The 26,266-nt window shown below is 45.6% G+C and carries 25 protein-coding genes; 24 read left to right on the top strand and 1 reads right to left on the bottom strand.

Annotated elements, in window-relative coordinates; all coding sequences use genetic code 11:
- Positions 1 to 156: 156 nt before the first annotated feature.
- From AC6ESP_RS10615 to AC6ESP_RS10590, 6 genes are all read left to right on the top strand, one after another.
- Positions 157 to 885, top strand: coding sequence for an ABC transporter ATP-binding protein (locus tag AC6ESP_RS10615; RefSeq protein ID WP_497096681.1), 729 nt, complete (start codon positions 157 to 159; stop codon positions 883 to 885).
- A gap of 32 nt (positions 886 to 917) precedes the next feature.
- Entirely contained in the window at positions 918 to 1,124 is a 207-nt protein-coding gene (locus tag AC6ESP_RS10610) for a hypothetical protein (RefSeq protein ID WP_497096680.1), read from the top strand.
- Between the two features lie 29 nt (positions 1,125 to 1,153).
- Positions 1,154 to 2,074: a polyprenyl synthetase family protein gene (locus AC6ESP_RS10605; RefSeq protein ID WP_497096679.1), complete on the top strand. Its 921-nt coding sequence runs from the start codon at positions 1,154 to 1,156 to the stop codon at positions 2,072 to 2,074.
- A gap of 129 nt (positions 2,075 to 2,203) precedes the next feature.
- The gene (comX, locus tag AC6ESP_RS10600; RefSeq protein ID WP_497096678.1) at positions 2,204 to 2,377 is read left to right on the top strand and encodes a competence pheromone ComX; all 174 of its coding nucleotides are present in this window, start codon (positions 2,204 to 2,206) and stop codon (positions 2,375 to 2,377) included.
- 43 nt (positions 2,378 to 2,420) lie between these two features.
- Positions 2,421 to 4,814, top strand: coding sequence for an ATP-binding protein (locus tag AC6ESP_RS10595; RefSeq protein WP_497096677.1), 2,394 nt, complete (start codon positions 2,421 to 2,423; stop codon positions 4,812 to 4,814).
- Entirely contained in the window at positions 4,792 to 5,448 is a 657-nt protein-coding gene (locus tag AC6ESP_RS10590) for a response regulator (RefSeq protein ID WP_497096676.1), read from the top strand. Before AC6ESP_RS10595 ends, AC6ESP_RS10590 begins: the two co-directional genes overlap by 23 nt.
- A gap of 239 nt (positions 5,449 to 5,687) precedes the next feature.
- On the opposite strand, the gene AC6ESP_RS10585 is transcribed toward AC6ESP_RS10590, so the two are convergent.
- Entirely contained in the window at positions 5,688 to 7,622 is a 1,935-nt protein-coding gene (locus AC6ESP_RS10585) for an ABC-F family ATP-binding cassette domain-containing protein (protein ID WP_497096675.1), read from the bottom strand.
- 149 nt (positions 7,623 to 7,771) lie between these two features.
- Between AC6ESP_RS10585 and AC6ESP_RS10580 the strand changes: the two genes are divergently transcribed.
- The 18 genes from AC6ESP_RS10580 to AC6ESP_RS10495 all read left to right on the top strand — a co-directional run bounded on the left by AC6ESP_RS10580 (position 7,772) and on the right by AC6ESP_RS10495 (position 26,254).
- Positions 7,772 to 8,404, top strand: a complete 633-nt coding sequence (locus AC6ESP_RS10580) for a 5-formyltetrahydrofolate cyclo-ligase (RefSeq protein WP_497096674.1) — start codon at positions 7,772 to 7,774, stop codon at positions 8,402 to 8,404.
- Between the two features lie 16 nt (positions 8,405 to 8,420).
- Positions 8,421 to 8,897, top strand: a complete 477-nt coding sequence (moaC, locus tag AC6ESP_RS10575; protein WP_497096673.1) for a cyclic pyranopterin monophosphate synthase MoaC — start codon at positions 8,421 to 8,423, stop codon at positions 8,895 to 8,897.
- Positions 8,898 to 8,924: 27 nt separating this feature from the next.
- Positions 8,925 to 9,416 carry a MogA/MoaB family molybdenum cofactor biosynthesis protein gene (locus AC6ESP_RS10570; protein WP_497096672.1) on the top strand — a complete coding sequence of 164 codons (492 nt, stop codon included), beginning with the start codon at positions 8,925 to 8,927 and terminating at the stop codon, positions 9,414 to 9,416.
- The gene (locus AC6ESP_RS10565; protein WP_497096671.1) at positions 9,416 to 10,480 is read left to right on the top strand and encodes a molybdopterin-binding protein; all 1,065 of its coding nucleotides are present in this window, start codon (positions 9,416 to 9,418) and stop codon (positions 10,478 to 10,480) included. Before AC6ESP_RS10570 ends, AC6ESP_RS10565 begins: the two co-directional genes overlap by 1 nt.
- Positions 10,481 to 10,527: 47 nt before the next feature.
- Positions 10,528 to 10,761 carry a twin-arginine translocase TatA/TatE family subunit gene (locus AC6ESP_RS10560; RefSeq protein WP_497096670.1) on the top strand — a complete coding sequence of 78 codons (234 nt, stop codon included), beginning with the start codon at positions 10,528 to 10,530 and terminating at the stop codon, positions 10,759 to 10,761.
- Between the two features lie 106 nt (positions 10,762 to 10,867).
- Entirely contained in the window at positions 10,868 to 11,617 is a 750-nt protein-coding gene (gene tatC / locus AC6ESP_RS10555; RefSeq protein WP_497096731.1) for a twin-arginine translocase subunit TatC, read from the top strand.
- Between the two features lie 144 nt (positions 11,618 to 11,761).
- Entirely contained in the window at positions 11,762 to 12,439 is a 678-nt protein-coding gene (locus AC6ESP_RS10550) for a response regulator transcription factor (protein ID WP_497096669.1), read from the top strand.
- Positions 12,436 to 13,848, top strand: coding sequence for a HAMP domain-containing sensor histidine kinase (locus AC6ESP_RS10545; RefSeq protein WP_497096668.1), 1,413 nt, complete (start codon positions 12,436 to 12,438; stop codon positions 13,846 to 13,848). Before AC6ESP_RS10550 ends, AC6ESP_RS10545 begins: the two co-directional genes overlap by 4 nt.
- 127 nt (positions 13,849 to 13,975) lie before the next feature.
- Entirely contained in the window at positions 13,976 to 15,070 is a 1,095-nt protein-coding gene (locus AC6ESP_RS10540) for a Fe(3+) ABC transporter substrate-binding protein (RefSeq protein ID WP_497096730.1), read from the top strand.
- Positions 15,071 to 15,072: 2 nt separating this feature from the next.
- Positions 15,073 to 16,728, top strand: coding sequence for an ABC transporter permease (locus tag AC6ESP_RS10535; RefSeq protein WP_497096667.1), 1,656 nt, complete (start codon positions 15,073 to 15,075; stop codon positions 16,726 to 16,728).
- Positions 16,725 to 17,372 (top strand): ABC transporter ATP-binding protein, encoded by a 648-nt coding sequence (locus AC6ESP_RS10530; RefSeq protein ID WP_497096666.1) that lies wholly within the window; start codon positions 16,725 to 16,727, stop codon positions 17,370 to 17,372. Before AC6ESP_RS10535 ends, AC6ESP_RS10530 begins: the two co-directional genes overlap by 4 nt.
- An 82-nt stretch (positions 17,373 to 17,454) precedes the next feature.
- On the top strand, positions 17,455 to 18,618 hold the full coding sequence (locus AC6ESP_RS10525; RefSeq protein ID WP_497096665.1) for a YhgE/Pip domain-containing protein: 1,164 nt from the start codon (positions 17,455 to 17,457) through the stop codon (positions 18,616 to 18,618).
- A gap of 14 nt (positions 18,619 to 18,632) precedes the next feature.
- Positions 18,633 to 19,235 carry a TetR family transcriptional regulator gene (locus tag AC6ESP_RS10520; RefSeq protein ID WP_497096664.1) on the top strand — a complete coding sequence of 201 codons (603 nt, stop codon included), beginning with the start codon at positions 18,633 to 18,635 and terminating at the stop codon, positions 19,233 to 19,235.
- A 164-nt stretch (positions 19,236 to 19,399) separates the two neighbouring features.
- On the top strand, positions 19,400 to 20,317 hold the full coding sequence (locus AC6ESP_RS10515; RefSeq protein ID WP_497096663.1) for a carbohydrate ABC transporter permease: 918 nt from the start codon (positions 19,400 to 19,402) through the stop codon (positions 20,315 to 20,317).
- An 18-nt stretch (positions 20,318 to 20,335) separates the two neighbouring features.
- Entirely contained in the window at positions 20,336 to 21,175 is an 840-nt protein-coding gene (locus tag AC6ESP_RS10510) for a carbohydrate ABC transporter permease (protein WP_497096662.1), read from the top strand.
- 137 nt (positions 21,176 to 21,312) lie between these two features.
- Positions 21,313 to 22,707 carry an ABC transporter substrate-binding protein gene (locus AC6ESP_RS10505; protein ID WP_497096661.1) on the top strand — a complete coding sequence of 465 codons (1,395 nt, stop codon included), beginning with the start codon at positions 21,313 to 21,315 and terminating at the stop codon, positions 22,705 to 22,707.
- A 90-nt stretch (positions 22,708 to 22,797) separates the two neighbouring features.
- On the top strand, positions 22,798 to 24,633 hold the full coding sequence (locus tag AC6ESP_RS10500) for a cache domain-containing sensor histidine kinase (RefSeq protein ID WP_497096660.1): 1,836 nt from the start codon (positions 22,798 to 22,800) through the stop codon (positions 24,631 to 24,633).
- A complete protein-coding gene (locus AC6ESP_RS10495; protein ID WP_497096659.1) occupies positions 24,626 to 26,254 on the top strand; it encodes a response regulator transcription factor in 1,629 nt (542 codons plus the stop codon). Before AC6ESP_RS10500 ends, AC6ESP_RS10495 begins: the two co-directional genes overlap by 8 nt.
- The last annotated feature ends 12 nt before the right edge of the window (positions 26,255 to 26,266 follow it).

Genomic DNA, 26,266 nt, shown 5'->3' with positions numbered 1-26,266 from the left:
ATGCCGATTGCGGTACCGCAATATATTTGTGTGAAACCGCAGGATGGTTTTCGGTGAATTCACTAGCATGATAGGGTAAGGTAGAGTTACAAGGATCAACCAGAACAGAAAGGCTTGCTCAGCGTGCAGTCCAGCGTGGATGGAGGATAACTACTGGTGAAAAAGCAAACAGTCATTCAAGTAAGCTCGATATGCAAATCATATGGTTCCTACCAAGCGATCGAAGAAGTTTCCTTTCATGTAAGAGAAGGAGAGCTGTTCGGAATTATTGGGACTAACGGGGCAGGTAAAACGACGTTGCTCGAAATGTTGATGGGCCTCAGAAAGTCGGACAATGGACGGATTGAAGTGCTGGGGATTGATGCGATAATGGAAGCGGAGAGGTTAAAGGAACATATTGGAATTCATCTTCATAGCACTTCTCTGATTGATAAGTTAACAGTGAAAGAAGCCCTTGAGATGTTCCAATCCTTTTATACCCGTAAATATAATTTAGATAAATTGGTAGTTGAGCTAGGGTTAGAACCTTATATGAATAAGACGGTCAAGCGATTATCTGGTGGCTGGCAGCAGCGCACGGCGCTTGCAATTGCACTTGTGAATGATCCAAGCATCATTTTTCTAGATGAACCAACGACCGGCTTAGACCAACAAGCGAGAGCAGAATACTGGTCGATTCTATTGGACTTGAAGCGGCAAGGAAAAACGATTGTCATGTCTTCTCATGATATGGGAGAGTTCCAGAGGAATTGCGATAGAATAGCTGTGTTACGCAAGGGAGGTATCGTGAAGTGTGATACTCCGAACAGGCTAATCTCCCAAATTCCAGTCGGTGGATTGACGATGGAAGCTGTATATGTGCATTTCGCTTACGCAGAGGTTTAACCGGCGGCCTAACCTGAGGAGGGCTTCTGTATATGGATCAGGGAAATGACATCAAAAGTCCGCACCGCAGTGATGTAATGGAGAAACGAATGGAGATGCTTGCTGCTCTATTGGATAGAATAAATGAGGAGGGGATGTCCCAATCGAGTCATCAGACAACAATTCAAGAGAAAAAGGGGGGGAATAAGGGAAAGCTTATGAAAGTGGTTGCCGGCATTTTCTTCCATCGTGTAAAATAGTTAGGATATGAGTCGATGGAGGTCACATGGTGGAAGATTGCAAGCCAATGATTATACAAGAAATGCGCGAACTAATAGAGCGTCATTTTACTTCGCAGTCTCTTCAACAATATGCGTTATTATTCATGGAGGACAAGCAGACCGAGCCTATACGCTTCGGTCTGCTTACCGTTGTGCATTACCGAATGTTCGGAGGGACCAGTGCATTTATTTATCGTGCAGCAGCAGCTGTTGAGCTATTCATTCTAGCTTCAGATATACTCGATGACTTGCAGGACGGAGATGCTCCTCACCAAGCCTGGTCTAAGGCGCCTATGCCCATTGCCCTACATATCGCTACAGCGCTTATGACACTCTCTCAGCAAGCGATGCTGGAAGGCGAGCTTGATCGTGAGGTGCTGCTGCGAACGATAGATATGATGAATAAGCAGCTGCTCAGAGCGGCTAACGGTCAAATGCTGGATTTGAACCATGACATTCATGATGAGCAGTCTTATATGGAGATGGTGGAGCAGAAGTCAGCCGCACTTCTCGTATATGCTTGCATGACTGGAGTCATGCTGACTGGCCGGGATTGGCATCCAGTTGTAGCAGAATACGCTCTTGAAGTAGGTATGGCGGCACAAATTAAAAATGATATTAAAGACCTATTCCGATGGGATGAGAAAAACGATTTTCTTCAACGCAAAAAAACAATTCTGACGCTGTTTTTGTTGGAAGAGCTAGCGGATTGCGATCGGTGGATAGCCGATTATTTTGAAGGACGTCTGACTGCCGCAGAGGTTGCAGACAAAAGGGAAATGCTGGAGCAAGCATGTGAGCGAACAGGCGCGGGACTATATGGCTCTGTGAGAATGAGGATGCATTATAATCGATTCACGGAGCTGCTCGACGAGCTTCCGGAAGCTTCTAATTATAAAGAGGATATTCTTCTAATATTTTCTAATTAATAGACAAGTACCGCAACACCGCAATGAGGGTTGCGGTAAATACGAACTAGATTAGCGTTTTCTGTCACTTGATTTCCTGATATAGTAGAATCATTAAATGATTCTACTATATCAGAGGAGGAATTTGCTATGTTGAAAGATGCTATTCGTTCGTTAGTCGGTAACACAGAGAAGATGTCGATGGTTATGGGTGGCCAACTTCAATTAGCTGGTGTTTCTGCAGCAGAACACAACGCACTCCAAGATGCACTGAACAAACAAGACGACAAAAAAGGCAATTATACATTAGCAGTTTGGGGTTAATAAGTTAAGTAATACCTCATGGTAGCGCAGGAGGAGATCAGATATGTACAGATTAGCACAAAGATTCACAGCACCTCTCTTCCTTATCGCTTTCTCTGCGGTGTTACTATACTTAACTTTTATCATCATAAGAGAGCCTTTCATTGGTCTCGAATTAAAAGTAGATCATAAAGGCGAGTATTATGTAAAAGCAATTGAGCCAGCTGGCCAAGCCGTTAGTAAAGGCATTCAAGTTGGCGATAAAATATTGATGGTTAACAATGCACCGGTAGATGAGTACAAGAATGCGACAAAGTTCTTCTCTATTGAGAAATCGGATTCTGTCTATGTGATGCACAGCAATAATGAGGCAAGAACGATTACGTTCAATAGAGGGTGGAATGGCGATCATTCCTCATGGGAATTGTTTATTCAACTCTACATACCGCTCATCTCATTAATCATATTTACTGGCCTTTCTTTGTTTTTGTATTCAAAAAGAAAGCATGATGGCGCTGCTTTGATGCTCATGCTGTTCTTTGTATGCATTGGCCTTAGCTATTACTCATCGGCAGCCTCCTATCGGAACGATCAGGTTGGTTTCTCGGTCATTTACTTGGTATTGCCGACTTTGCCTGTTATCTTTTTGCAATTTATGAATCAATACATGAAGCGGTACAATGTCATATTCATAAGCAAGCGAGGTTTAATTAGCTTATTTATAGCATTTAGTCTGGTAGAGATTGGGATGCTTCTCTATGTGTGGAGTGATCTCATACCATTCGTAGTATTTAATTACATACGCATGCTATATTACGGCACATTAATATCCGGGAATATCATTTGTATCTGCCAGCTGGTGAGAAAGTTTCTGCAGTATCGTAAGACCAAGTTCAATTCTCTGTTTAAGATTACGCTCGTATCGCATATCGTTGCGTTCACACCGTTTACCTTATTGAACTTGCTTCCTTTATTTATCGGGGGAGGACAAGCGCTTCCGGCAGCGTTTACAGCTCTGTTTGTTTTCGTGCTGCCTATCGTGTATTTTTACTTGTTAACTTCGAATCAATTGTTTGATATTGATTTTATATTAACCAGATTTAAATACTACACGCTGCTTGCATTGTTCCCATCGATTCTTATCACTCTATGTATAGCTGGTGTACTGACAGGCGTTACAGATCAAACCTGGCTGCGGTATTTTCAGATTTTCCTGGCTACATACATTGGAATGACGTTATTCTTGTATGTGAAAGAGCAGATTGACCATAGATTCAGACCGAAGCTGTTCAAAGCGATGTACAGCTATCAAGACAGTCTTGATCGTTTCTCTCGCAAAATCGCTACGGTGATGAAACGCAGTGATCTTGAAATGGTGCTGAAGCAAGAAATCAGCGAGCTGCTTCCTGTTAATCGAATTGATTTCTTGTTAGTCGATTATCTTGAAGCTGTTGTGAAGCCTATCGGATTAACGGAAGAAGAGCAGAGCACATCTGTGTTTTTACTGCAGGTGGTGGATTCTCTTCAAGTAGGCGAGATGGTTGAGCTACCTCATGGATTAGGATTGGTTATTGGACGTCAACGTTCCAAATTCCATGTTGTATGGATCGGCTCGAAGACGAATCATACCCGCTTCAATTCGGATGAGCTTCGTTGGCTGAAGACGATGGCTAACTACGCTAGCATCGTATTCGAGAATTTGTATTTAATTGAAGGATTAATCGAGGATTTGGAATCGGAAGTTCGTAAGGAACAGTCCACATCTCCTTGGGTTCTTCGTCTATTGTTCTGCTTGTCGGAGAATGAGCGCAGGAAGCTGGCAGCAGATCTCCATGATTCTGCACTGCAGGATCAATTGATCTGGTATCGCAAGCTGGAAGCGATCATGAATGATTACCCAATGTCAGACAAGATCGAACATGAATTGGAAGAAATCAAAGAAGGCTTGCTGGATGTCATCCATCAAATAAGAGAGACATGCAATGAGCTAAGACCGCCTTTGCTTAAAGAAATGGGTGTTGTTGAAGCTGTAGAGTCTATTGTCGAGCATTCACAGATGAGAGATAACTTCGCTGTGGATTTCCGGCCGACACCGTTTATTCAACCATTGAATGAAGAGCAGATAACAGCCATCTATCGAATTGTACAAGAGCTGCTGCGTAATGCAGCTAAGCACGCACAAGCGAATCTCGTTACGTTAGAGCTGGAGCAGCGCAAAGGAATGATTTATTTCCGTTATGAAGATGACGGAATTGGTATGGATGTGGATTATATGAAGGCGTCATTCGAGCATATGGGACTATCAGGTATTAAGGAGCGAGTAGCAAGCCTTGAAGGAGAGATTACGTTCCGATCTAAGCGTGGAAGCGGTCTTGAGGTTGTTATAAGTTTACCCGAAACGATGACGACTGGCCGATCGGAAAGGGGCTTATTACGTGATTCGTATCTTATTAGTTGACGATCACCCATCTGTTGGAGAAGGAACCAAGACGATGATCGAGCAGGATCCTGATATGCAGGTAACGGTTGTGTTATCGGCGATGGAAGCACTTGATGCGGTCAACAATGATTCCTTTGATATCATCCTGTGTGATCTGAATATGCCAGGAATTAGCGGTTTGGAGCTGGCTAAGCGATTGATTCAACAAGATCCGGATCGCAGAGTGCTTATCTATACAGGCTATGAGATCAGCACTCACTACAATTTGTTAATTGAATGTGGAGTATCAGGCTTCATCTCGAAGACCGTGTCTCGCGAGCAGCTGCATAACACGATTCGCTGCGCGATGCGGGGCGAAGCGGTCATTCCAATTACGCTACTCAAGCAGCTAAGACGGAATGAAGTTAAGATTACCCGAGCAGAGAAGGCAATCGAAGAGGTCTCCATTAATGAACGGGATCAAGATATTCTCCAGGAAGTCGCTAATGGCAACAGCAATAAGGATATTGCCGCCAAGCTCCATATGAGTCAGCGTACGGTAGAGTATAATTTAACTCGGATATTCGAGAAACTGAGCGTTCGATCACGATCTGAAGCGATAGTGGAAGCCAAGAGGCTAGGACTTATCCGACTTGAGCAATTCTTACCTTGATTATTCGATGATAGAGTATCCATAAGATAACCTATTATCTTCTAATATGGGATAGCTGCAGCAGGATTGCTGTAGAATTCGTATCCCCCAAATTTCAAGCTTTACTGTAATACCCTAACGTTGGTTTCCCTCTCAATGCTTACGCTTCTATAGCGTAAGCATCTTTTTTATAGAGAAAGAGACCGTTCCTTGAAGTCATAGCCGATCATGACGTCAAGACGGTCTCTTGGGACATAGAGCTATTCGCTTAATTGCTCCCATTCTTCATAGGATAAGGAAAGGGAGGAGCGATGTGTTTCAATCTGAGTCTGAATCTCTTGAATACGTAGGTAATCATTGAATATAGCCGGGTCTGTCAATTGCTCTTCAAGCTCAGCAATCTGCTGCTCGAGTGCTGCGATTGTCTGCTCAAGCTGTTCCAGCTTACGTAGTCGGGTGCGTTCCTCACGCTTGGCCTGCTTGTCCAATTCATAGGAGGTTGGTGCATCTGTAACGAGAGCTGATTTATTCGATGCTGCAGACTGCTTAGCTGCTGCTTCAAGTCGAGCTTCTTCGAGCTCATTCTTTTTCTCTATCATATCGTCGTAATTTCCTAGGAAATGTTCCGTACCGCTTGGCGTTAGTTCGACAATGCGTTCAGCCATCTTATTAAGGAAATAACGGTCATGAGAGATGAACAGCAGTGTACCTTCATAATCTAACAGGGCAGCTTCAAGCACTTCTTTACTGAATAGATCGAGATGATTCGTCGGCTCATCCAAGATGAGTACATTCGCTTGAGCGAGCATGAGCTTTGCGAGAGAGACACGTGCTTTTTCGCCGCCGCTTAATGCTGAGATTCGTTTCAATACGTCCTCTCCGCTGAATAGGAAGCTGCCGAGTACAGTGCGAATACGGGCTTCCTCCATATGAGAGTAGATTCCCCATACTTCTTCTAGCACAGTATTGGAGGGATTCAGTCCGGTATGCTCTTGATCGTAATAGCCGAGCTTTACATTAGAGCCCCAGCGTATTGTTCCTGTCGTTGGCTGCCTCTGTCCAACAAGCGTCTTGAGCAGGGTGGATTTGCCAATCCCGTTCGGGCCGATAAGAGCAACGGTCTCAGCGCGCTGAAGTTGAAAGTTAACATTATGAAATAATGCTTTGCCCGATTCTGCGAATGTAACCGATAAGTCAGCAACGTTAAGAACGTCTTTACCAGTCTGGCGCTCGATCTCGAAGGTGAAGTGAGCTTTCTTCAAATCACCGAGTGGTTTGTCGAGCACATCCATTTTGTCTAGAGCTTTGCGTCTGCTCTGTGCACGTTTGGTTGTGGAAGCACGCACGATATTACGCTGAACGAACTGCTCCATCTTGGAGATTTCATCCTGCTGCTTCTCATACTGCTTCATATTCATCTCATACTCGGCAGCCTTAAGCTCCATATAACGGCTGTAATTGCCTGTGTAGCGCTTGGCAGCATGACGTTCAATCTCGATGATAGTAGTAGCTAATGCATCAAGAAAATAACGGTCATGAGAGACGACTAGAATAGCGCCGGCATAGCCGCGCAAATAGCTCTCTAGCCAGGTGAGCGTCGGAATATCCAGATAGTTGGTAGGCTCATCGAGCATCAATAGATCTGGAGATTGAAGCAAGATGCGAGCAAGAGCCAGTCTTGTTTTTTGTCCGCCACTAAGTGTATTAATGGGGGTATCTAATGGGAAGGTGCCGAAGCCCATACCATGCAGGACGCTGTTGATTCGTGTGTTGATCTCGAATCCGCCTTGCTCACGGAACCAATCGGAGCGGCTGGCGTAACGATTAAGCACTTCTTCGTAACGTTTGGGTTGATCATGCAGGGCGGGGTCGGCAATCTGCTGCTCCAGCTCCCGCAGCTCCTGTTCAGCATCAAGGAGATGAGAGAATACGGCACGCATCTCAGCATCAATCGTTCGATCTGATTGGAGTCCGCTATTCTGGGCCAGATAGCCGATTTTTGTTTCTTTTGCTTTGTGAATAGCGCCGGAGTCGTAAGAAATCTCTCCTGCGATTATTTTTAGCAGGGTGGATTTTCCTGCTCCATTAACGCCGACTAGTCCGATTCTTTCGCGTTCCAATACTTGCATAGATATATCAGACAGGATGACGTCAATGCCATAGCTTTTACTTATATTTGACACTTGAAACAACATGAACTATACCTCCAGCAATAATGGCGTGAAGCTTACCGTTTCATTATATATTACCACAAACCTGCGCCGCCATTGGCGAAAGTTGCATAACAATGGTAAACTACAAATAATGATAAGGAATCGATGGGAAGGCAGCGTTGAACGATACAATGGGACAAGAACATTACTCTGACAAGATCGATAAATCCACCTTTCGCAGCAGGATGACGTCACTTCGAGACCGTATTCCTGAGCAGGAGAGGACGGCTCGATCTATCTCCGCGTGCAGGCATATGATTGCATGGCTAGAAGAGCAAAAGGTTGCTAGCTTGATGAGCTATGTTTCATTTCGTTCTGAGCTGCAAACGGAGATTTTGCTGGAATGGGCATGGCAAGCAGGAGCCCAGGCTATTGTGCCGAAATGTTATCCATCGGACCGTTCGATGACTCTGCATCGATTGGAAGGCTGGGATGGACTGATGGCAGGAGCCTACGGCATCATGGAGCCTGACCCTATAAAATGTCCCGCTCTACCTGAGTCATATATGCCAGAGGTTGTCATTGCGCCAGGTCTTGCATTCGATAGGCTGGGAGGCAGGCTGGGCTACGGTGGCGGTTATTATGACCGGTTCGCAGCTCGTCAGGCTCAGATCAGGGAGCAGAGCAGCTCACGAATGAAGACGATCTGGTTCGGAACGGGCTTCTCAGCTCAAGTGGTTGATGATGTCCCTATGCAAGGTCATGATCAACGAATGGATGGTCTTGTGACAGAGAACGGCGTCCATATGTGTAAGGAAATATGATTGTGGAGTGACAAGAATGGAATTCACGCATTTCAATGAGCAAGGCAGAGCTCACATGGTTGATGTAAGCGATAAGGAAGTCACAACCCGAACCGCTGCAGCTCGAACATCAGTTACAATGGCTCCAGAGACACTATCTCGAATCAAGGCGGGCAAGATCGGCAAAGGTGATGTTCTAGCGGTATCCCAGGTAGCAGCAATCATGGCTGCCAAGAAGACGTCGGACTTTATACCAATGTGCCATCCGCTTCCATTAACAGGGATTAATGTTGCATTCGATGACAATGGAACGAATGAGCTTTATATAGAAGCAACTGTGAAGACGACTGGCAAGACAGGTGTAGAGATGGAAGCCTTGACGGCAGTGTCAGCAGCAGCACTTACCGTGTACGACATGTGTAAAGCGCTGCAGAAGGACATGGTAATTGGACCTACCTATCTCGTCATGAAGACAGGCGGCAAAAACGGTGATTACCAAATAGAAAACCCATGATCGGACTAGGGATGGGAGGAAAAGTACATGCACTGGAAAGTAGCCATATTGACAGCAAGCGACAAAGGTTCACGCGGGGAACGTGAAGATACGAGTGCGCAGGTTATACGCGAGCTAGTAGAAGAGGAAATAGGCGGCGTCATCGTTGACTATCGAATCGTACCGGATGAACAGGACGAGATTATGGCAGCCATTATAGAGATGACAGAGTATTATCAGGCAGATCTAGTTCTGACCACTGGCGGTACGGGTCTTGCGCTCAGAGATGTAACTCCCGAGGCGACATTGAAGGTTGTCGACAGAGTTGTCCCTGGGATTGCAGAAGCAATGCGAATAGGTGCTCTGCAGAAAACTAGACGTGCTATGCTGTCCAGAGGTGTATGTGGGATAAGAGGACGCTCGCTAATCATTAATTTGCCCGGAAGTCCAAAAGGGGTTCAAGAGGGCTTGATGGCGATTATGGATCAGCTGCCTCACGCACTGGAGATTCTCTCTGGTCGGCATGGAGATCATGGCTGATGGTGAATGGGAACCATAAGGAGACTCAACAACAGGAAGCGGCAGTTCCCCCTGCGATTAGCGGAACGATTCTGAAGGAAGTACCGGTGCATGAAGCGGTAGGCATGCGTCTTGCTCATGACTTGACTCGCATTATACCAGGTGAATTCAAAGGCCGTCTTTTCACCAAAGGTCATATTATTGAGGAAGCAGATATTCCTAAGCTTCTCGATATTGGCAAAGAGCATATTTATATTATGGAGCTAGGGCCTGATGAGCTGCATGAGGATGATGCCGCTATTCGAATGGCTGAAGCATTATATGGAGAAGGTATCAAGCTTTCTGATCCACATGAAGGCAAGGTAAGCTTGAAGTCCGAAGGGCTAGGACTAGCTGAGATAGATGCTGATATTGTACATGCTATTAATAGTCTCGGTGAAATCGCATTAGCCACTGTTAAGACGAATACCGTCGTTCAGGCAGGGAAGCAGCTTGCGGCTACACGCGCCATTCCTTTATACGTATCCAAATCGAAGGTTGAAGAAGTGGAGCGCCTTGCGAGTGAGTACCGTATTAAGAACGAAGGCAAGGCTCCGCTTCAGGTGACACCATTCCGTAAGCTCAGAATCGGATTGCTAACGACTGGCGGAGAAGTGTTCACAGGCCGAATTCAAGATAAATTCGGTCCAGCTGTTCGGGCTAAGGTCGAGGCATTAGGCTCGGAGATTGCGGAGCATCGCTTCGTACCGGATGATCGTGAAGCTATAGTAGCGGAAATTAACTACTTGCTTAATCAACGGTATGATATGATACTAGTGACAGGCGGGATGTCAGTTGATCCCGATGATCGTACCCCAGGAGCTATCAAAGCGGCAGGAGCTGCGATTGTAAGCTATGGGACGCCTATGCTGCCAGGCTCCATGCTGCTCATCGGATATTTGAATGATGTGCCGATTATGGGACTGCCAGGCTGTGTTATGCACGATCCGTATACATCATTCGATGTACTGCTGCCTCGTGTATTAGCCGGACAAACCATTGTACAGGCTGATATTGTCGCAATGGGTTACGGTGGGCTAGGCTAGGCGGATATTAATTTCATATTGCAAATATAGGTAGGGAGGTAACAAGGATGTCGGGTATAGGCACAACAGGAATTATCTTTTTGGTGCTGGTTGCGTTATTGCTATTCGGACCGAACAAGCTGCCAGAGCTTGGCCGTGCTTTTGGGCGTACACTTAAGGAGTTCAAGGCAGGGGCAAAGGATATGATGGACGACAATGATGACCAGAAGAATAGCAAACGGGTTGAAGTGAATCGGACAGAAACGAACACCGATTCGGATAATAAGCGGCTTCCGGACTAACCGGTTCCCGCTTTTTTGTTGAAAGGGGCTATGATAGGTGAGCAAGGCGCAGTCGCACAATGAAGCCTCTGAGTTCAACAGAGAAAGGCTTCGAGAAGAAGGGCTTATGCCGCTGCTGGAGCATCTTGGCGAGCTCCGCAAACGTATCATTTATATGCTTGTGGTCATCGTACTTGGCATGGTGATCGGACTTGTTATAGCTGAGCCGGCTTATAATTTCCTTATGAATCAGAAGCCGGCGAACGAGATGTCGCTGCATGCTTTTTCCTTATGGGATGGTATCGGCATGTACATGAAGTTTTCGCTAGTTATCGCGCTTATTCTTGCCATTCCTTTTGCTGCTTTTCAGCTGTGGGCTTTCGTGAAGCCGGCACTTAGGAGGAATGAGCAGCGGGCAACGATTAAATATATTCCGTTTGCGCTACTGATGTTTTTGATCGGGTTAGCCTTTTCTTATTTCGTTGTTTTCCCACTTGCTTTTCATTTCACAAGAAGTGTTTCGGCTAATCTTAACTTAGAAGAAACAATCGGGATTACACAATATTTTGCGTTTATGTTTAATATTCTTATTCCGATTTCGTTACTCTTCGAGCTCCCGCTCGTTATTATGTTTCTTACAGCAATTCGGGTGCTTAATCCCTTGCGCCTTCGCAAAATGCGGAGAATTGCGTATTTTCTTATGATATTGATCGCTGTGCTTGTGACACCTCCGGATTTCATATCCGATGTGTTGGTAGCCATTCCGCTTCTGATTTTGTATGAGATCAGCGTCTTTTTGTCAGGGACGGTATATCGCAAGCAGTTGGCGGCAGATAAGAAGTGGGAAGAGGAAGCAGAAGCAGGAGTGGAAGCTTAGTACATAAGGTGTTCAATAAGGGACTCATCTCTTGCCGATGGGTCTTTTTACTGTTCTCATTCTGATAATAATTGACGTTGAGAAGGATTATTAATTACAATGAATTATAGGATCGGACAAGCGGTACAAAAGGCGGGACAATGGATGAAAAGAGTTTTACTCGTAGAAGATGAGAGAAATCTAGCACGGTTTATAGAATTGGAGCTAAAGCATGAATCATTCATGATCACAGTCGCTTATGATGGACAGAGTGGTCTTGAGCTCGCTGTTCGCGAGGATTGGGATGTTATTTTGTTGGATCTCATGCTGCCTGTAATGGATGGGATGGAAGTATGTCGTCGTATTCGAACGGTAAAAGGAACACCGATCATTATGCTTACGGCGCGAGACAGTATAACTGAACGAGTATCGGGTCTGGATAGCGGAGCAGATGATTATATGCTCAAGCCATTCGCAATTGAGGAGCTGCTTGCGCGTATTCGAGTCATATTCAGGCGGCAGGAGAAGCTTATGGAGGAGAAAAAATCGATGCTGATTTTCCATGAGCTGAACGTTGATTTGGATGCAAGAGTGGTAAGTAAAGGCGAGGAGACCATTGAATTGACGAAGAGAGAATATGGGCTGCTAATCGCATTTATGGAAAATACGAATCGAGTGCTCACTCGCGAATCGCTGCTTGATAAAGTATGGGGCTTTGAAGCTGCTGTTGAGACGAACGTCGTAGATGTATACGTTAGATACTTGCGGAATAAGATTGATACTCCCGGTGAAGCAAGCTATATTCAGACACTGCGCGGTATTGGATATGTGATGAAAAGATGAATAGATTGATGTTAATGTTCTCTCGTATACCCATTAAGTGGAAGCTGACGATCTGGTCTACACTGCTGCTCTTTTTGTTATTTGCTGCTTACAATGTCGTTCAATATATTTTTGTGGAAAAGTGGATGGTCAAGCAGGCGGAGTCGAATACCCAGGAGGATATGAGCGAAATACTGAACTATATGCTGGAAAAGGAATTTACATTCGATGAGTCAGAATATGCGGCAATCCGCAGCTTTTTGGAGAAAATAAATGAAAGCAATCAATTAATTCGAATTTTGGATAATGAGGGGAATCCGATCATGGTAGTATCGGAGGACATTCCAGCCCATTGGGATCAAGCGTATCCGGATTCTCTTCGAGCTTCGGGGGCTGCAATTATTTTAGAGCCGAATCTGCTGCTATTGAGCAGTCCGCTGACGATCTTTTCTTTTAATGGAAGAGTAGAAATCGTTAAAAACATAGAAGAGTTCGAGCAGCTGAGTGCTGCTTTCTTGCGTATAATGTTCTTATTCTGCCTAGGTGCCATTATCATCAGCGTGCTCGGTGGAGGGTTGCTAGCAAGGCAAATGCTCAAGCCACTTCAATCGATGAATGAAACGATGAGGAACATTAAGCGGAAGGGCATTAAAGAGAGGGTTCCACTTAATGAGAATAAAAATGATGAAATTGCGGAGTTAATGAAACTTTTTAACAAAATGATGGACCAGTTGGAGCGCTCATTCAATCAACAGAAGCAATTTATTGAAGATGCATCCCATGAATTAAGAACGCCGGTAGCCATTATTGAAGGGCATCTTGCGCTTCTGCAGCGATGGGGGAAGGATGATCCGGTAGTGCTGGGTGAATCTCTGCATGCATCAAGGGAGGAGCTTGAGCGCCTAAAAGGATTGGTACAAGAGCTGTTGACGCTATCACGAATGGAAGCAGACGCTATGAATGCGTTGGCGAAGTCGACTAATCCTGAGCGAACGCTACAAAAGCTAATAAGCAATGCTGCCATTCTCCATCCAGACTACTCCTTCGAGGTGGAACTGCACGTATTGTCACAGACAGCCTTAAATATAATGGAGCAGCATCTAGAGCAGCTCATTCTCATCCTTTTGGATAATGCGGTTAAGTATTCGGGCTTACGTAAAACGGTTCAAGTAAGGGGCTATCTGCTTGGCAAGGATAAGGCAGTCATAGAGGTCATTGACTATGGGATAGGTATATCTGAGAAGGACCTGCCACTTGTTACGAATCGTTTCTATCGGGCAGATAAGGCAAGGAACGGGGAACAGGGAGGGCACGGATTAGGTTTAGCCATTGCACAGCGAATAGTAGAAAACTATGACGGGAACTTGCTCATTGAGAGCGAGGAGCATGTAGGAACGACTGTATCCGTCTTTTTACAACGAACGCTCTGAAAAAAATTCAGGGCTTTTTTTATTTTCACATCATTTTCTCATTTTGGTTCGTTACAATAGGTACTGTTGAGTCGATGGTAATGATATTCATTATCACGAATATAAAGGATGAGGGGTACGAATGAAGATGACGAAGAAATACATATCGGGTATCGCTGCACTTATGATGATGGTGGTGCTCGTACTAGCTGGTTGTGGAGCTAACAATACGGATAATAGCAAGGCATCTCCAGAAGCCAGCACAGAGCTAGCTCAGAATAGCAGCAAGGATCAGGTCGTTAACGTTTATACGGCGAGACACTATGATGTGGACACTCAATTGTTCGATGCATTCACGAAATCAACAGGTATTAAAGTCAATGAGATCAAAGGTACGGCAGAAGAGCTTGTGGAACGGTTAAAACGTGAGGGTGCTAGCTCTGAAGCGGATCTCTTCATAACCGTAGATGGCGGTGTATTGAATTATGCGAAGCAGAATGATGTGCTGCAGCCGATCGAATCTACTGTTGTTGATAGCAATGTTCCTGAGCAGCTGCGCGATACAGAGAAGAATTGGGTAGGAATTGCAACACGTGCCCGTGTAATTGTCTATGCGAAAGATCGTGTCACACCAGAACAATTGTCTACCTACGAGGATCTTGCAAACGAGAGCTGGAAAGGAAAAGTTCTTGTACGCTCCTCCTCCAGTCTATATAATCAGTCCCTGCTTGCTTCCTTCATTGAGCTGAATGGGGAGCAGCAGGCTGAACAGTGGGCGAAGGGGCTTGTCTCTAACTTTGCTCGAGATCCAGAAGGCGGAGACCGTGACCAAGCGAAAGCCATTGCTGCTGGTATCGGTGATGTTGCTATTATGAACACCTACTATGTTGGACAAATGCTGAACTCTAAAGACGCTGAGGAAGTGAAGGTAGCGCAGCAGATCGGTGTATTCTTCCCTAACCAGGATACGACTGGTGCTCATGTGAATATTAGTGGAGTAGGCCTCACTAAACATTCTAAGAATAAAGACAATGCGCTCAAGCTGATTGAATACATGACGGGCAAGGAAGGTCAAACACTGCTAACACAAGGCAGCTTTGAATTCCCGGTTAATGAAGCAGCAGACAAGCCAGAGCTTCTGAATAACTGGGGTGCATTCAAGTCGCAGCAGCTTGATTACTCCAAGCTTGGGGAGCATAACAAAAAAGCAGTTGAGCTTCTAAACAAGGTAGGCTGGAAATAAATATGAATGTTTCAGCATCCTTGCGAAACCTAAAGAGAAAGCTGAATGGTTGGATTATAATAAGCGTAATAGGGGCCTTCGGGGCCCTTATTCCGTCTCTTTATATATTATTTGGTTTATTCCGTAGACCAAATGAGAATTGGAAGCAGATTAGAGATTACATGCTGCTGGATTCCGCTGTACAATCGTTATGGCTTGTACTGGGGACTGGAGCTTTATCCATTATTATTGGTGTGACGCTTGCCTGGTTTGTGGCTGCGTATGAATTCCCGCTCCGTCGGTTCTTCCATTGTGTGTTCCTGCTTCCGCTAGCGATCCCACCATATATTGCAGCGTATACGTATGCAGACATGCTCAGTTATACGGGCAGCATACAGGCATTTATGCGCAATAGCCTTGGTATCACACCTAATCCAGCTTATTTTGACATTATGTCCATGAAGGGCGCCATTGCCATCTTCACCTTATTCCTTTTTCCATATGTATATTTGATTACCAAAACGTTTTTAGAGAGGCAAAGTGCAGCTTTTATCGAAAATGCTAGATTGCTAGGGAAGGGTCCCCTTCATGTGTTTTTTGGTATTGTTCTTCCTATATCACAAGGAGCCATTATCGCAGGCTTCAGTTTAGTTGCCTTTGAGGTAATTAATGACTTCGGTGTTGCGAAGCATTATGGAATTCCCACCTTCACAACGACAATTTTCAAAACCTGGTTCGGTATGTATGATGTTGATTCGGCTATTCGATTAGCTGGGCTGTTGATGAGCTTTATCATTGGCTTGTTTATTATTGAGAGGTTGATCCGCAGGCGTCGAATGTATCATTCGAACACTAGCAGAATGAATCCGCTCCAAAGAAGAAAGCTGAAGCACTTTCCTGCCGCCTTGCTTATCGTATTCAGTACGATCATTTTCGCGTTATCATTCGCCATTCCAGTTCTGCAGCTCATTGTCTGGGCAGCGTGGACGTACAGGGAGGTTTGGAATGGCCATTTATTAATCTTAATAGGCAATACTCTAGCTGTTGCAATAATCTCGATTCTGCTGCTGATGCTGCTGGCTGTTGCTGTCGCCAATGTGAGCCGCTGGTCTAAGCAATCCATATTCACGTTAGTCTTAACGAAGCTTATCGCTATGGGCTATTCCATTCCAGGAGCAGTGCTGTCAATAGGTGTATTGGCTTTGTTCATCTCCCTTGATCATCATCTCAGTGGATTGTATGTCTCTCTCGGATGGGGCTCAGGTAAGCTCATACTAAGCATGTCCATCGCAATGCTGATCTTCGCATATATCATTCGTTTTCTAGCAGTGGGTTTCAATGCTGTAGAAGCGGGCTTCGATAAAATAGGCAACCGCTATTCAGAAAGCTCGAGAATGCTTGGCTTTGGAATGAGCAGAACTTTCTTTAGGGTAGATCTGCCTTTAATAAAAGGGGCAGTCCTATCCGGCTTCGTATTGACCTTTATGGAAATGATTAAGGAGCTGCCGCTTACCTTGCTGCTGCGTCCCTTTAATTTCGATACATTGGCTACAAAAGCTTATCAATATGCCAGCGATGAACAGATTCACCAGGCTTCCATACCCTCCTTGGTCATTATTTCAGTAGGGATGCTGTCTGTCATTTTCTATTATTGGCTGGGAGAGGAGAGGCACACATGACTTTTTTAGAGGTATCTAACCTTTCATTCGGGTATGCAGGTGATAAAGGGACTGTTCTTGAAAACTATTCCATGCAAATGGACAAGGGGGAAATCGTCGGTGTGCTCGGGCAGAGTGGAAGTGGGAAGAGCACGCTTCTGCGAATTATTGCCGGGCTAGAAGCTCCTGACTCAGGGAGTATTCGTGTTAATGATAAGATCCTTGTGGATGAGCAGAGATTCGTTCAGCCTGAGCGGCGCGGAATCGGATTAGTCTTTCAGGATTATGCACTATTCCCTAATTTGACAGTGAGAAACAATATATTGTTCGGTCTGCATCGTCTTTCTAGAAAAGATCAGCTTATTCGATTGGAAGAGATGCTGGAATTGGTACAGCTGCAGGATTACGCGAGGCAGTATCCGCATGAGCTAAGTGGGGGGCAGCAGCAGCGGGTCGCATTCGCCAGGGCATTGGCTCCTGCACCAGAGCTGCTGCTAATGGATGAACCCTTCAGCAATCTAGATGCAGAATTGAAGGGTAGTATTAGGATGGAGTTAAAGCACATGCTGTATGCCGCTGGTATTACGGGTATTCTAGTAACCCATGATAAAGAGGATGCAGCTGTTATATGCAGTCGTATTATTGAGGTGAAGAAGACAAAGTAAATTGACAAAAAAACCACATATCGGCTATAATTTAAACAATCGTTTCAAACGATCGTTTGAATTTTGGAGGAGTGGTAGAGAGATGAAACAAGCACTACAAGCTTTTATGAAACGTCCAACGACATGGGTCGGTATTATTACTGCGCTTATGTTCCAAGTCATCTTCTCAGGGATCTGGATGACAGGCTATGATGGTGTCACTGATCGCACGGAGCAGCTGCATATTGCAATTGTGAATGAGGATCAACAGCTTGGCATTCAAGTAGCGAGCAATCTGGAGAAAGAGCTTCCCTTCGAGATGCAGCAGCTCAGCAGTCTGGAGGAAGCGAAGAGTCAGCTCGATCAACGCGAGGTCCAGATGATTATTCATTTGCCTGCTGACTTCACGCAGAAAGCGACTATGGCAGATAGTAAGGCGCCGATTGAGTATTGGATTAATGAGTCTAACCCCGCTCTTATCAAAAGCATTATGAGCAGTGTGGCGGCTAATGTGACAGCGCAGGTGAATCAGCAGGCGGTAGCCTCTGGTGTGAGTACGGTATTAGGACAAGCCGCACAGATGCCAGCTGATCAAGCCGCTCAGTTATCTCAAGGGCTGTCTGAGCGCGTAACGACAGATATTCATTCTACGAATGTCGTACAAGGGATGAATAATCAGATGGTGCCGATGATGCTCGTGCTAGCTTCTTATGTTGGTTCCATGATTATGGGGATGAACATGGAGCAATCCTCCTTAGCGATTCGCGGTCAAGTGGGGCGCTGGAGAAGATTCGGGGCAAGAAGCATTATTAACGTAGCAGCTGCAATATTCGTATCGCTGGTTGGCGCAACACTTCTGCTGTCGTTCGGCGGACAAATGGAGCAAGGCTTCCTGCAATTGTGGGTATTCCAGTTCGTTACCCTATTAACATTCATGTTCGTGTCACAAATGTTCTTATACCTGTTCGGAATGTCAGGTATGCTATTCAATATTATTGCTCTATCGGCACAGCTCGTGTCATCCGGTGCAATCGTGCCTCGCGAGCTGCTCTCGAGCTTCTACGTCGGACTCGGGAATATGCTTCCAGCTACCTATGCAGTGGAAGGGAATATGAATCTGCTGTTCGGTGGACCTAGTATCGGCAGTGAGGTACTCTCGCTTCTGGCAATCTGGGTTGTCGCTGCAGTTGTCAGTGTAATTGCTGTTGGTCTTAAGCGTAAGTCCTCGTTACAGCCTACGGGAGCGATGGTTAAGCAAGCAGGCTAAGTTGGAGGGATAAGATGACAATTCCCGAAATGGATATAAAAACGCGGATTCTGCAGGCTGCCAAATCGTTATTCTCTAAGCAGGGGTTTGACGGTACGTCCGTCAGACAAATATGTGAGGCAGCTGGCGCTAACGTTGCGCTTGTATCGTATCATTTTGGCGGGAAAGAAAATATGTTCGGAGCCTTGTTTGAGGCTTTTTTTCCCAATGAGCCCATTGCCTCTATCGATCCTGATCTGGAGCCGGTGGCCGGCATTAGACTTCTTATCGGTGAAGTCATCCGCTTCCGTTATGCAGACCCGGAGCTTGTTCGTATTATACAGAATGAAATTATGATGAATACGCCGCGTATTCAGAAGATACGGGAGCATGTGATGCCGATATGGCGTCTGCTGCGAAGCTGGATGGTTAAGGGGAGAACACAGGGAAGCTTCACCTTCGATTCGCTGGATTCAACCTTCATGTCAGTTATCGGAGTGCTGTTAGCGGATCGTCATTCTTCGTATTGGTCGGTCGTGCTGGATAACAACAATCCAAGCTATGAAGAGACTGCCGAGAATACGACTGCTTTTATTATGAGAGCCCTTGGCGTGAATTCAACAACAAATATGCAATAAGAATAAGCCGTCATGCACTTTACAAAGTGTATGGCGGTTTTGTTATATGCCTAGGAGGGGAGAAAGTCAAAATAGTGATATAGGTTATCAAAATACCGTTAAGGAAACCTGCTGCTTATTTTCTATAATAACGATATACAACAGCTAATCGAGGTGAAGAATATATGAAATCGTTACAAGACGCTTCCAGACGAAGAGGTGGAGCTATGCAGAGAAGAGAGACCATCGCCGGTTTCCTGTTCATTAGTCCGATGCTCTTGGGGGTTACGGTGCTCACGCTTCTGCCCATTGTAGCAACCTTCGCGCTGTCACTAACCGACTGGAACTTTATTGCTGGCTTGGAAGGGCTGAAGTGGGTTGGCTCCGACAACTTTGAGCGATTGGCCGCTGATTCGACATTCATTAAATCGCTCAAGAACAATGCTTATTTTCTGCTGACCGTACCGATCTATCTGGCCATATCCATGCTGCTCGCCATTCTAATTGATAAGCATGTATATATGAAGAGCTACTTCAAGGTAGCATACTTCATGCCCTATATATCAAGTGTTGTAGCGGTCGCTATTGTGTGGCAGGTGCTGTTCCACCCTTCTGCGGGGCCTGTGAATCAGCTTCTTATTTCATTAGGAGTGGATAATCCGCCGAAGTGGATTGCTGATCCGAAGTATGCGCTGCCTTCGCTTATGATGATCTCCATCTGGACATCCATTGGGTTCAACATGATCGTATATATTGCGGGGCTGCAGTCTATTCCGAAGGATCTATACGAAGCAGCTGATATGGATGGGGCTAACGCCTGGGTGAAATTCAAGAGCATCACATTCCCGCAGCTCTCCTCTACTTCATTCTTTCTACTCGTGACAGGCATCATCTCTACATTCAAGGTGTTTGATCTTATCGCTGTATTGACCAAAGGCGGACCGATCTCCTCTACGAGTATGATCGTATGGTATTTGTACGATACGGCATTCGTGAATTTGAAGATAGGTTATGCTTCGTCGATGGCTGTCGTGCTGTTCGCATGTGTTCTATTTATTACACTGGTGCAGTGGATTGGACAAAAAAAATGGGTCAATTACTAGAGAAGGGAGTGCTAGTTCATGATTGAAACGACAGCCACAAGGTGGCGAAAAGGGATCATCACGGTCATCATGCTCCTATTCAGCCTATTATTCCTCCTGCCTTTTTTCTGGATGCTGTCAGCCTCGTTTAAGATTGAAGCCGATGTATTCACCTATCCTGTGAAGTGGATACCGACTACCTGGCATATGATCGAGAATTATAAGGAGGTGTGGGTAGGCAGATTCCCTTTCTATAAATATTATTTGAATTCGATAAAAGTAACCGTCCTGACTACCTTATTGTCTGCGGCGATATCAGCACTCGCTGCGTATGGCTTCTCCAAAATCAAGTTCAAAGCGAGTAAATACTTATTTCTCATCGTACTTGCTACTTATATGGTCCCTCATCAGGCGATTCTTGTGCCGCAGTTTATTTTGTATCGCTCGATTGGATTCTTCGACAGCCATATTGGCTTGATCCTATTAAGCAGCTTCAGCGTACTAGGTACGTTCATGCTCCGGCAATTTTTCATGGGCATTCATAACGAGTATATCGAATCGGCTCAAATAGATGGTGCGGGCCACTGGCGAATCTTCTGGCGGATTGCTTTCCCTCTAGTGCGGCCAGCTGTTGCGACCTATGCGATACTTCGTTTCATATGGACGTGGAATGACTATCAGAATCCGCTTATCTTCCTGCGGACTGACAAGCTCTATACGATCCAGCTCGCGATGCAGAAATTCACTACGATTAATGGTGAGTTCTACTCTCTGATTATGGCCGCTGCTGTATCTGCTATACTCCCGCTGCTGCTTATCTTTATAATAGGACAGAGAAGTGTCATTGAAGGAATTGCCTTAGGTGGTGTGAAGGGTTAGAGAGATGGAAGTCAAAATAGTGGTAATTGTAGTCAATTTTACAGTATAGATGGCATGATCGCGATTGCTACAATGAATATAAGAAAGCGCATTCAACGTAATGCGACTATCGTTCATACACTGTCAGGAGGGGTAATATGTATAAAAAAACGCTATCTATTATTGTTCTATCGATTCTTCTCGTACTGGTTGGCTGTAGTGGCAATACCGCAACGAACAAAGAAAACAACGCAGCCAGTGACAGCACAGCTTCACCAGCTCCAACCGCCGAAGCAGCAAAGCCGGTAACGATCAAGCTGCACACGTTCGGCAACGAAGCCAACTATAATTGGAAAGCTACGATCAAGGCATTCGAAGATAAATATCCGAACATCAAGGTTGACGTCATCGTGCTCAGTGAGAAAGGCGATAGCCAGGAAGCGCTGCAGAAGCTTGATCTTGCAGCATCTTCAAGTGAACAGATGGACGTCCTGATGTTCAGCGATGCGGCGAGCTACGCTCAGCGGGTAGGTCTTGGCATGGTCGCTCCAATCGATGAGTTCATCGAGAAAGAAGGCTACAAGGTTAGCGAGGATTACAAGGTGGATACGATGCTGGACGGCAAATATTACTCCTTGCCGGGCAAGTTCAATCCATGGTATGTGCTGCTTAACAAAACGCAGCTGGATGCAGCTGGACTGAAAGTGCCTACGGATTGGACTTGGGATGAGTTCATGACCTATGCCAAGACTCTAACGACTGGTGAAGGGGCTTCCAAGCATTACGGCACATACTTCCATGGTCCGCAAAATGGCGGATGGATGGAGTTCATGAAGCTTGCGCTTGCGAATCAGCTCGATAATACAGAGTTTCTAAAGGCTGACGGCACATCGAACCTTGATCATCCATTGTTCCGTAAAACGTTGGAGCTGCGGCTACAAATGGAGAAAACAGATCAGTCCGCTACCCCTTACACCGATATGATCTCCCAGAAGCTGCACTATCGCAATCAGTTCTTCAATCAAGCAGTCAGCATGGTCATGATTGGAAGCTGGATGAACACAGAGCTTGGCGGAACCGAGCAGTTCCCGCTTAATTTCGAGGTTGCCGTAGCACCTATTCCGAAGAATAATGCTGAGGATACAGGCGGATACACGATGGTGACGACGGATTATGTAGCTGTAGCTGCTAACTCCAAGAGCAAAGATGCCGCTTATACCTTTGTACGCTGGTATACGACGGAAGGACAAATTGCGCAAGGGAAAAATGTACCTGCCTGGAATGGCGTTGACGATTCGCAGCTGGAATCCATCATTGATACGATTCTTAGCGCAACTCAAAATCCTGAGAAGGTAGACAAAGCATCGCTGCTAACCGTTCTCAAGACAGCCAAGTCGTCCAAAATCATTCCACCGGTTACCTATCAGTCCGAAATCTATAAGGTTATTAATGAAGAATACGAGAAGCTCATATTCGATCAGCAGGATATTGATAAGACGATAGCAGCACTGCAGGAGCGGGTACAGCAAATTATTGATGCGAATAAACAATAATAAGCTATAATTGTATGTAATAGAATCCAAGGGGTGCAGCTCTAACCTGCACTCCTTTTTTTGTCCATTATCCAGGCGGGGGAGTTGTACATGTGGCAACGTTTCAAGCAGATCATTCGCATACAATCCATTCGCTATAAGCTTATCATTGCCGCAATCGTCTGCATTCTTCTCCCTGCATGCATTACACTGACGATGTATAGTGTTCTGACGAAGGATGCGGTCAAAGAAGAAGCGATCTCCCAATCGAATCAGAGACTGGAGCTGGTGGATGGATACGTCACGAATTTGTTCGAATATATGCTCTACGTGGCCAATAATGTTCAGAACGACACGGAGCTCAATGTTGTGCTCAAAGCTATTGCTGCCGGTAAAATCTACGAGGGACCGAACGCCGAATATGATCAATACACAGACAGATACAAAATTACGAATAAGCTTGATCATATGAGAATACTTGGGGATAAGGTTTATGTAACCGTTTTATTGAAAAACAACACCTTTTTCACCAACTATGCTCTAGATGAATACAATCCGGACTTACTGCGGGAGGAGCCTTGGTTCAGTCAGTTGAATGAGCTATCAGGCATGCAGTCTTTATGGATAGGCACGGCACCTACCGTTTTTTTTAGTGAGAAAACCGTAAATCCCTATCAGCTCTCCATTGCAAGAACGCTACGCGGCGGCGGGCTGCAGCCTTATGGTTATGTCATTGTCACGATAATGGAGAATCAGGTCAACAGCATATTCAAAAAGCTCGCCGTTGAGCAGGAAACGATGCTGCTGGATGCCTCTGGTCATATCTTGTCTCACCCGGATGCCGGTCGGATCGGAGATCATGTTACCTACGGGGAAGTAGAAGAACGACAAGCTGATGCTTCTATCATCGGAATCAACCATCAGGATTATATTATTTCACGTCACACTCTGTCCATGACGGGCTGGAAGCTGGTGTCGTTAACGTCTTATGAGGATGCGGTATACAAGCTCAATACGATTTTCAACCGGGTTATTGTCTTTCAGATTGTTTCCTTCTTCGTTTTTTTGCTGCTGCTTGTGTATTTGCTGGGCACGTTCACTAGACCGCTGGTCCGACTCGGAAGAGTGGCAGAGACGGTGCAGCGCGGCAATCTGGAGGTGCGCTCCAACATAAGAGGGAATGACGAAATCGGCCATCTAGGGCATTCGCTGGATATGATGCTCGATACGGTGAAGGCGATGATTAATGAGGTGACGATGACACAGACCCGGAAGCGCAGGGCAGAGCTTGCCATGCTTCAGGCTCAGATCAATCCGCATTTCTTATTCAATGTCCTGAACTCTATACGTATGAAGGTGATGCGCAAGGGCGATCTGGACAGTGCGGAGATGATCAGCTCGTTGTCTAAGCTGCTCAGAATGACGATCAGCCAAGAAAAGGCTGCGATTGCTCTTCATGAAGAGGTAGATATGGTTATCGACTACTTTAAGCTAATGAACTTGAGGCAAAAGGAAAAGGTAGAGCTACATCTGGAATTGTCTGACAGCAGCTTAATGGCTCCGGTCCCGCGCTTTTTCCTGCAGCCTATCATTGAGAACGCCCTTATACATGGACTGAGTCAGAGAGCAGGAGTGATAACGATTCGTTCCAGTGATAGGGATAATTATTTCATGATTACCGTTCACGATAATGGTCAAGGTATGGAGCTGGAGGCACTCGAAGAACTTAGGCAGAAGTTGCAGCAGGGAGTGCCATCGAATGGATCTGCTGGGTCTGTTGAGCAGGATGTGAAGGGCAAGTTCTCCAGCATAGGGCTGTCGAATGTGAATGAGCGGATGAGGATGACTTATGGCGAGCACTACAGGATGGAAGTGCTGAGTGATGGTGCCATGGGTACAGCGATTACGTTATGGATACCGATACAGGCGGTGGATACCCATGTATAAAGTAATGCTTGTCGATGATGATTATCCAGTGCTTGAGTATATTTCTTATGCAATAGACTGGCAGGGACATGGTCTGGAGCTGATCGGCATGCATGAGAATGGAGCTGCTGCCTACGAGGCGGCTATCCAGAACATGCCGGATATTATTATTACCGATATTGGGATGCCCAAGATGGATGGACTGACACTGCTTAAGCTGCTCAAAGAGCGCAAGCCTGAGCTTCGTGCAGCTATTCTCTCCTGTCATAGCGAGTTTCAATATGCGCAGCAGGCCTTGAAGATGCATGTTGAGGACTACTTGCTTAAGGATACTCTAAATCCTGCTGATTTAAATCAACTATTATATCAATTCAAAGAGGAACTAAACGAGCAGAAGCAGAATGCTAATAAGAAGCTCTTGATGGAGCATATGATTGATCGGAGCAAAGCCCTCATGAAGGAAAGATTTATTCGGGCGACTATTCATCAGCCACTGCTTGATCCACAGAAATGGCTGTTGGAGCTTCGATCGCTGGGGCTGTCCTTCGAGCCTTCCGAGGTTGCTATTCCCGTACTGGGTATGATCGATGAACTCCGCTCTGCCAGACATCGCTACTACTCGGATGATATGCTTGGTTTCGCTATTGATAATGTGGTCGAGGAAGTCATCAGGAATAAATGGAAGCGCTCTATTCAGTTGTCCTATAGCGTCAGTCAATCGGTATTTATTCAGGTCTTTCCTTCCGGCCTTCAAGTAAACGGCTATGATGAAGTGAAGCAGATGATGCGTGATATTCAACACAAGCTGAGGATGACCTTGAAGCTGTCCATGTCCTTTCTAATCGGGGATAGCAGCAGTACGCCGGAACAGCTGAAGGGATCATTAACAAGGCTAATCGGGAATGAAGCAGAACAATTCTATCGGTCCCCAGGTTTGATTAAACGGGCTGTTATCAGAAATACAGAATACCATTCATTGTTCGATGGGTTCCAGCAAGCGTCTGAACGTTTAAGGGAGCTGTTGATCGGGCGGGATAAATCATCGTTGAGACCTCAAATCAAGCAGTGGCTGGCCGCAGCGGAGATGATGCAGTGCCCGCCCGAGCAGGTGAAGGATTGGATATTGAAGCTCTTGCTGGATGTGCTGCTGAAGCTTCAGCTCATGCAGCATACCTCACAGATGCAGTCGGCCTACACAATGGATCTCTATCACCATGAGCTTCTTAGCATAGATAGTCTAGATGAGCTGAGTGAATGGTTCATTCATCACACAGAGTCTCTCATTGCTGCAGCAGAGACAACCAGCATGGCTAGTAGACGTAGAGAAGTGGCGGATGCCTGCCAATACATATCTCTTCATCTGAATCAGCGAATTAGTCTGGAACAGGTGGCGGACCAATTGTTCATGAATGCCAGCTATTTCAGCAGGCTGTTCAAGAAGGAGATGGGGGAGACGTTCATTGAATATGTGACACGAATGAAGATGACACGTGCGATGGAGCTTCTGGACCAGACAGGAGCTTCTGTAGGACAAATATGTGAAACACTAGGCTATGACAACCAAAGCTATTTCATTAAGCTGTTCAAATCGTATGCCGGTGTGACCCCAGTGGAATATAGGGTACAGCACAGACGAGGATAGGAGCGACAGATA

It is taken from the genome of Paenibacillus xinjiangensis (genome assembly GCF_059686975.1).
The sequence above is the reverse complement of the archived record's forward strand: the minus strand, read 5'-3'. Positions and strand labels throughout refer to the sequence as shown.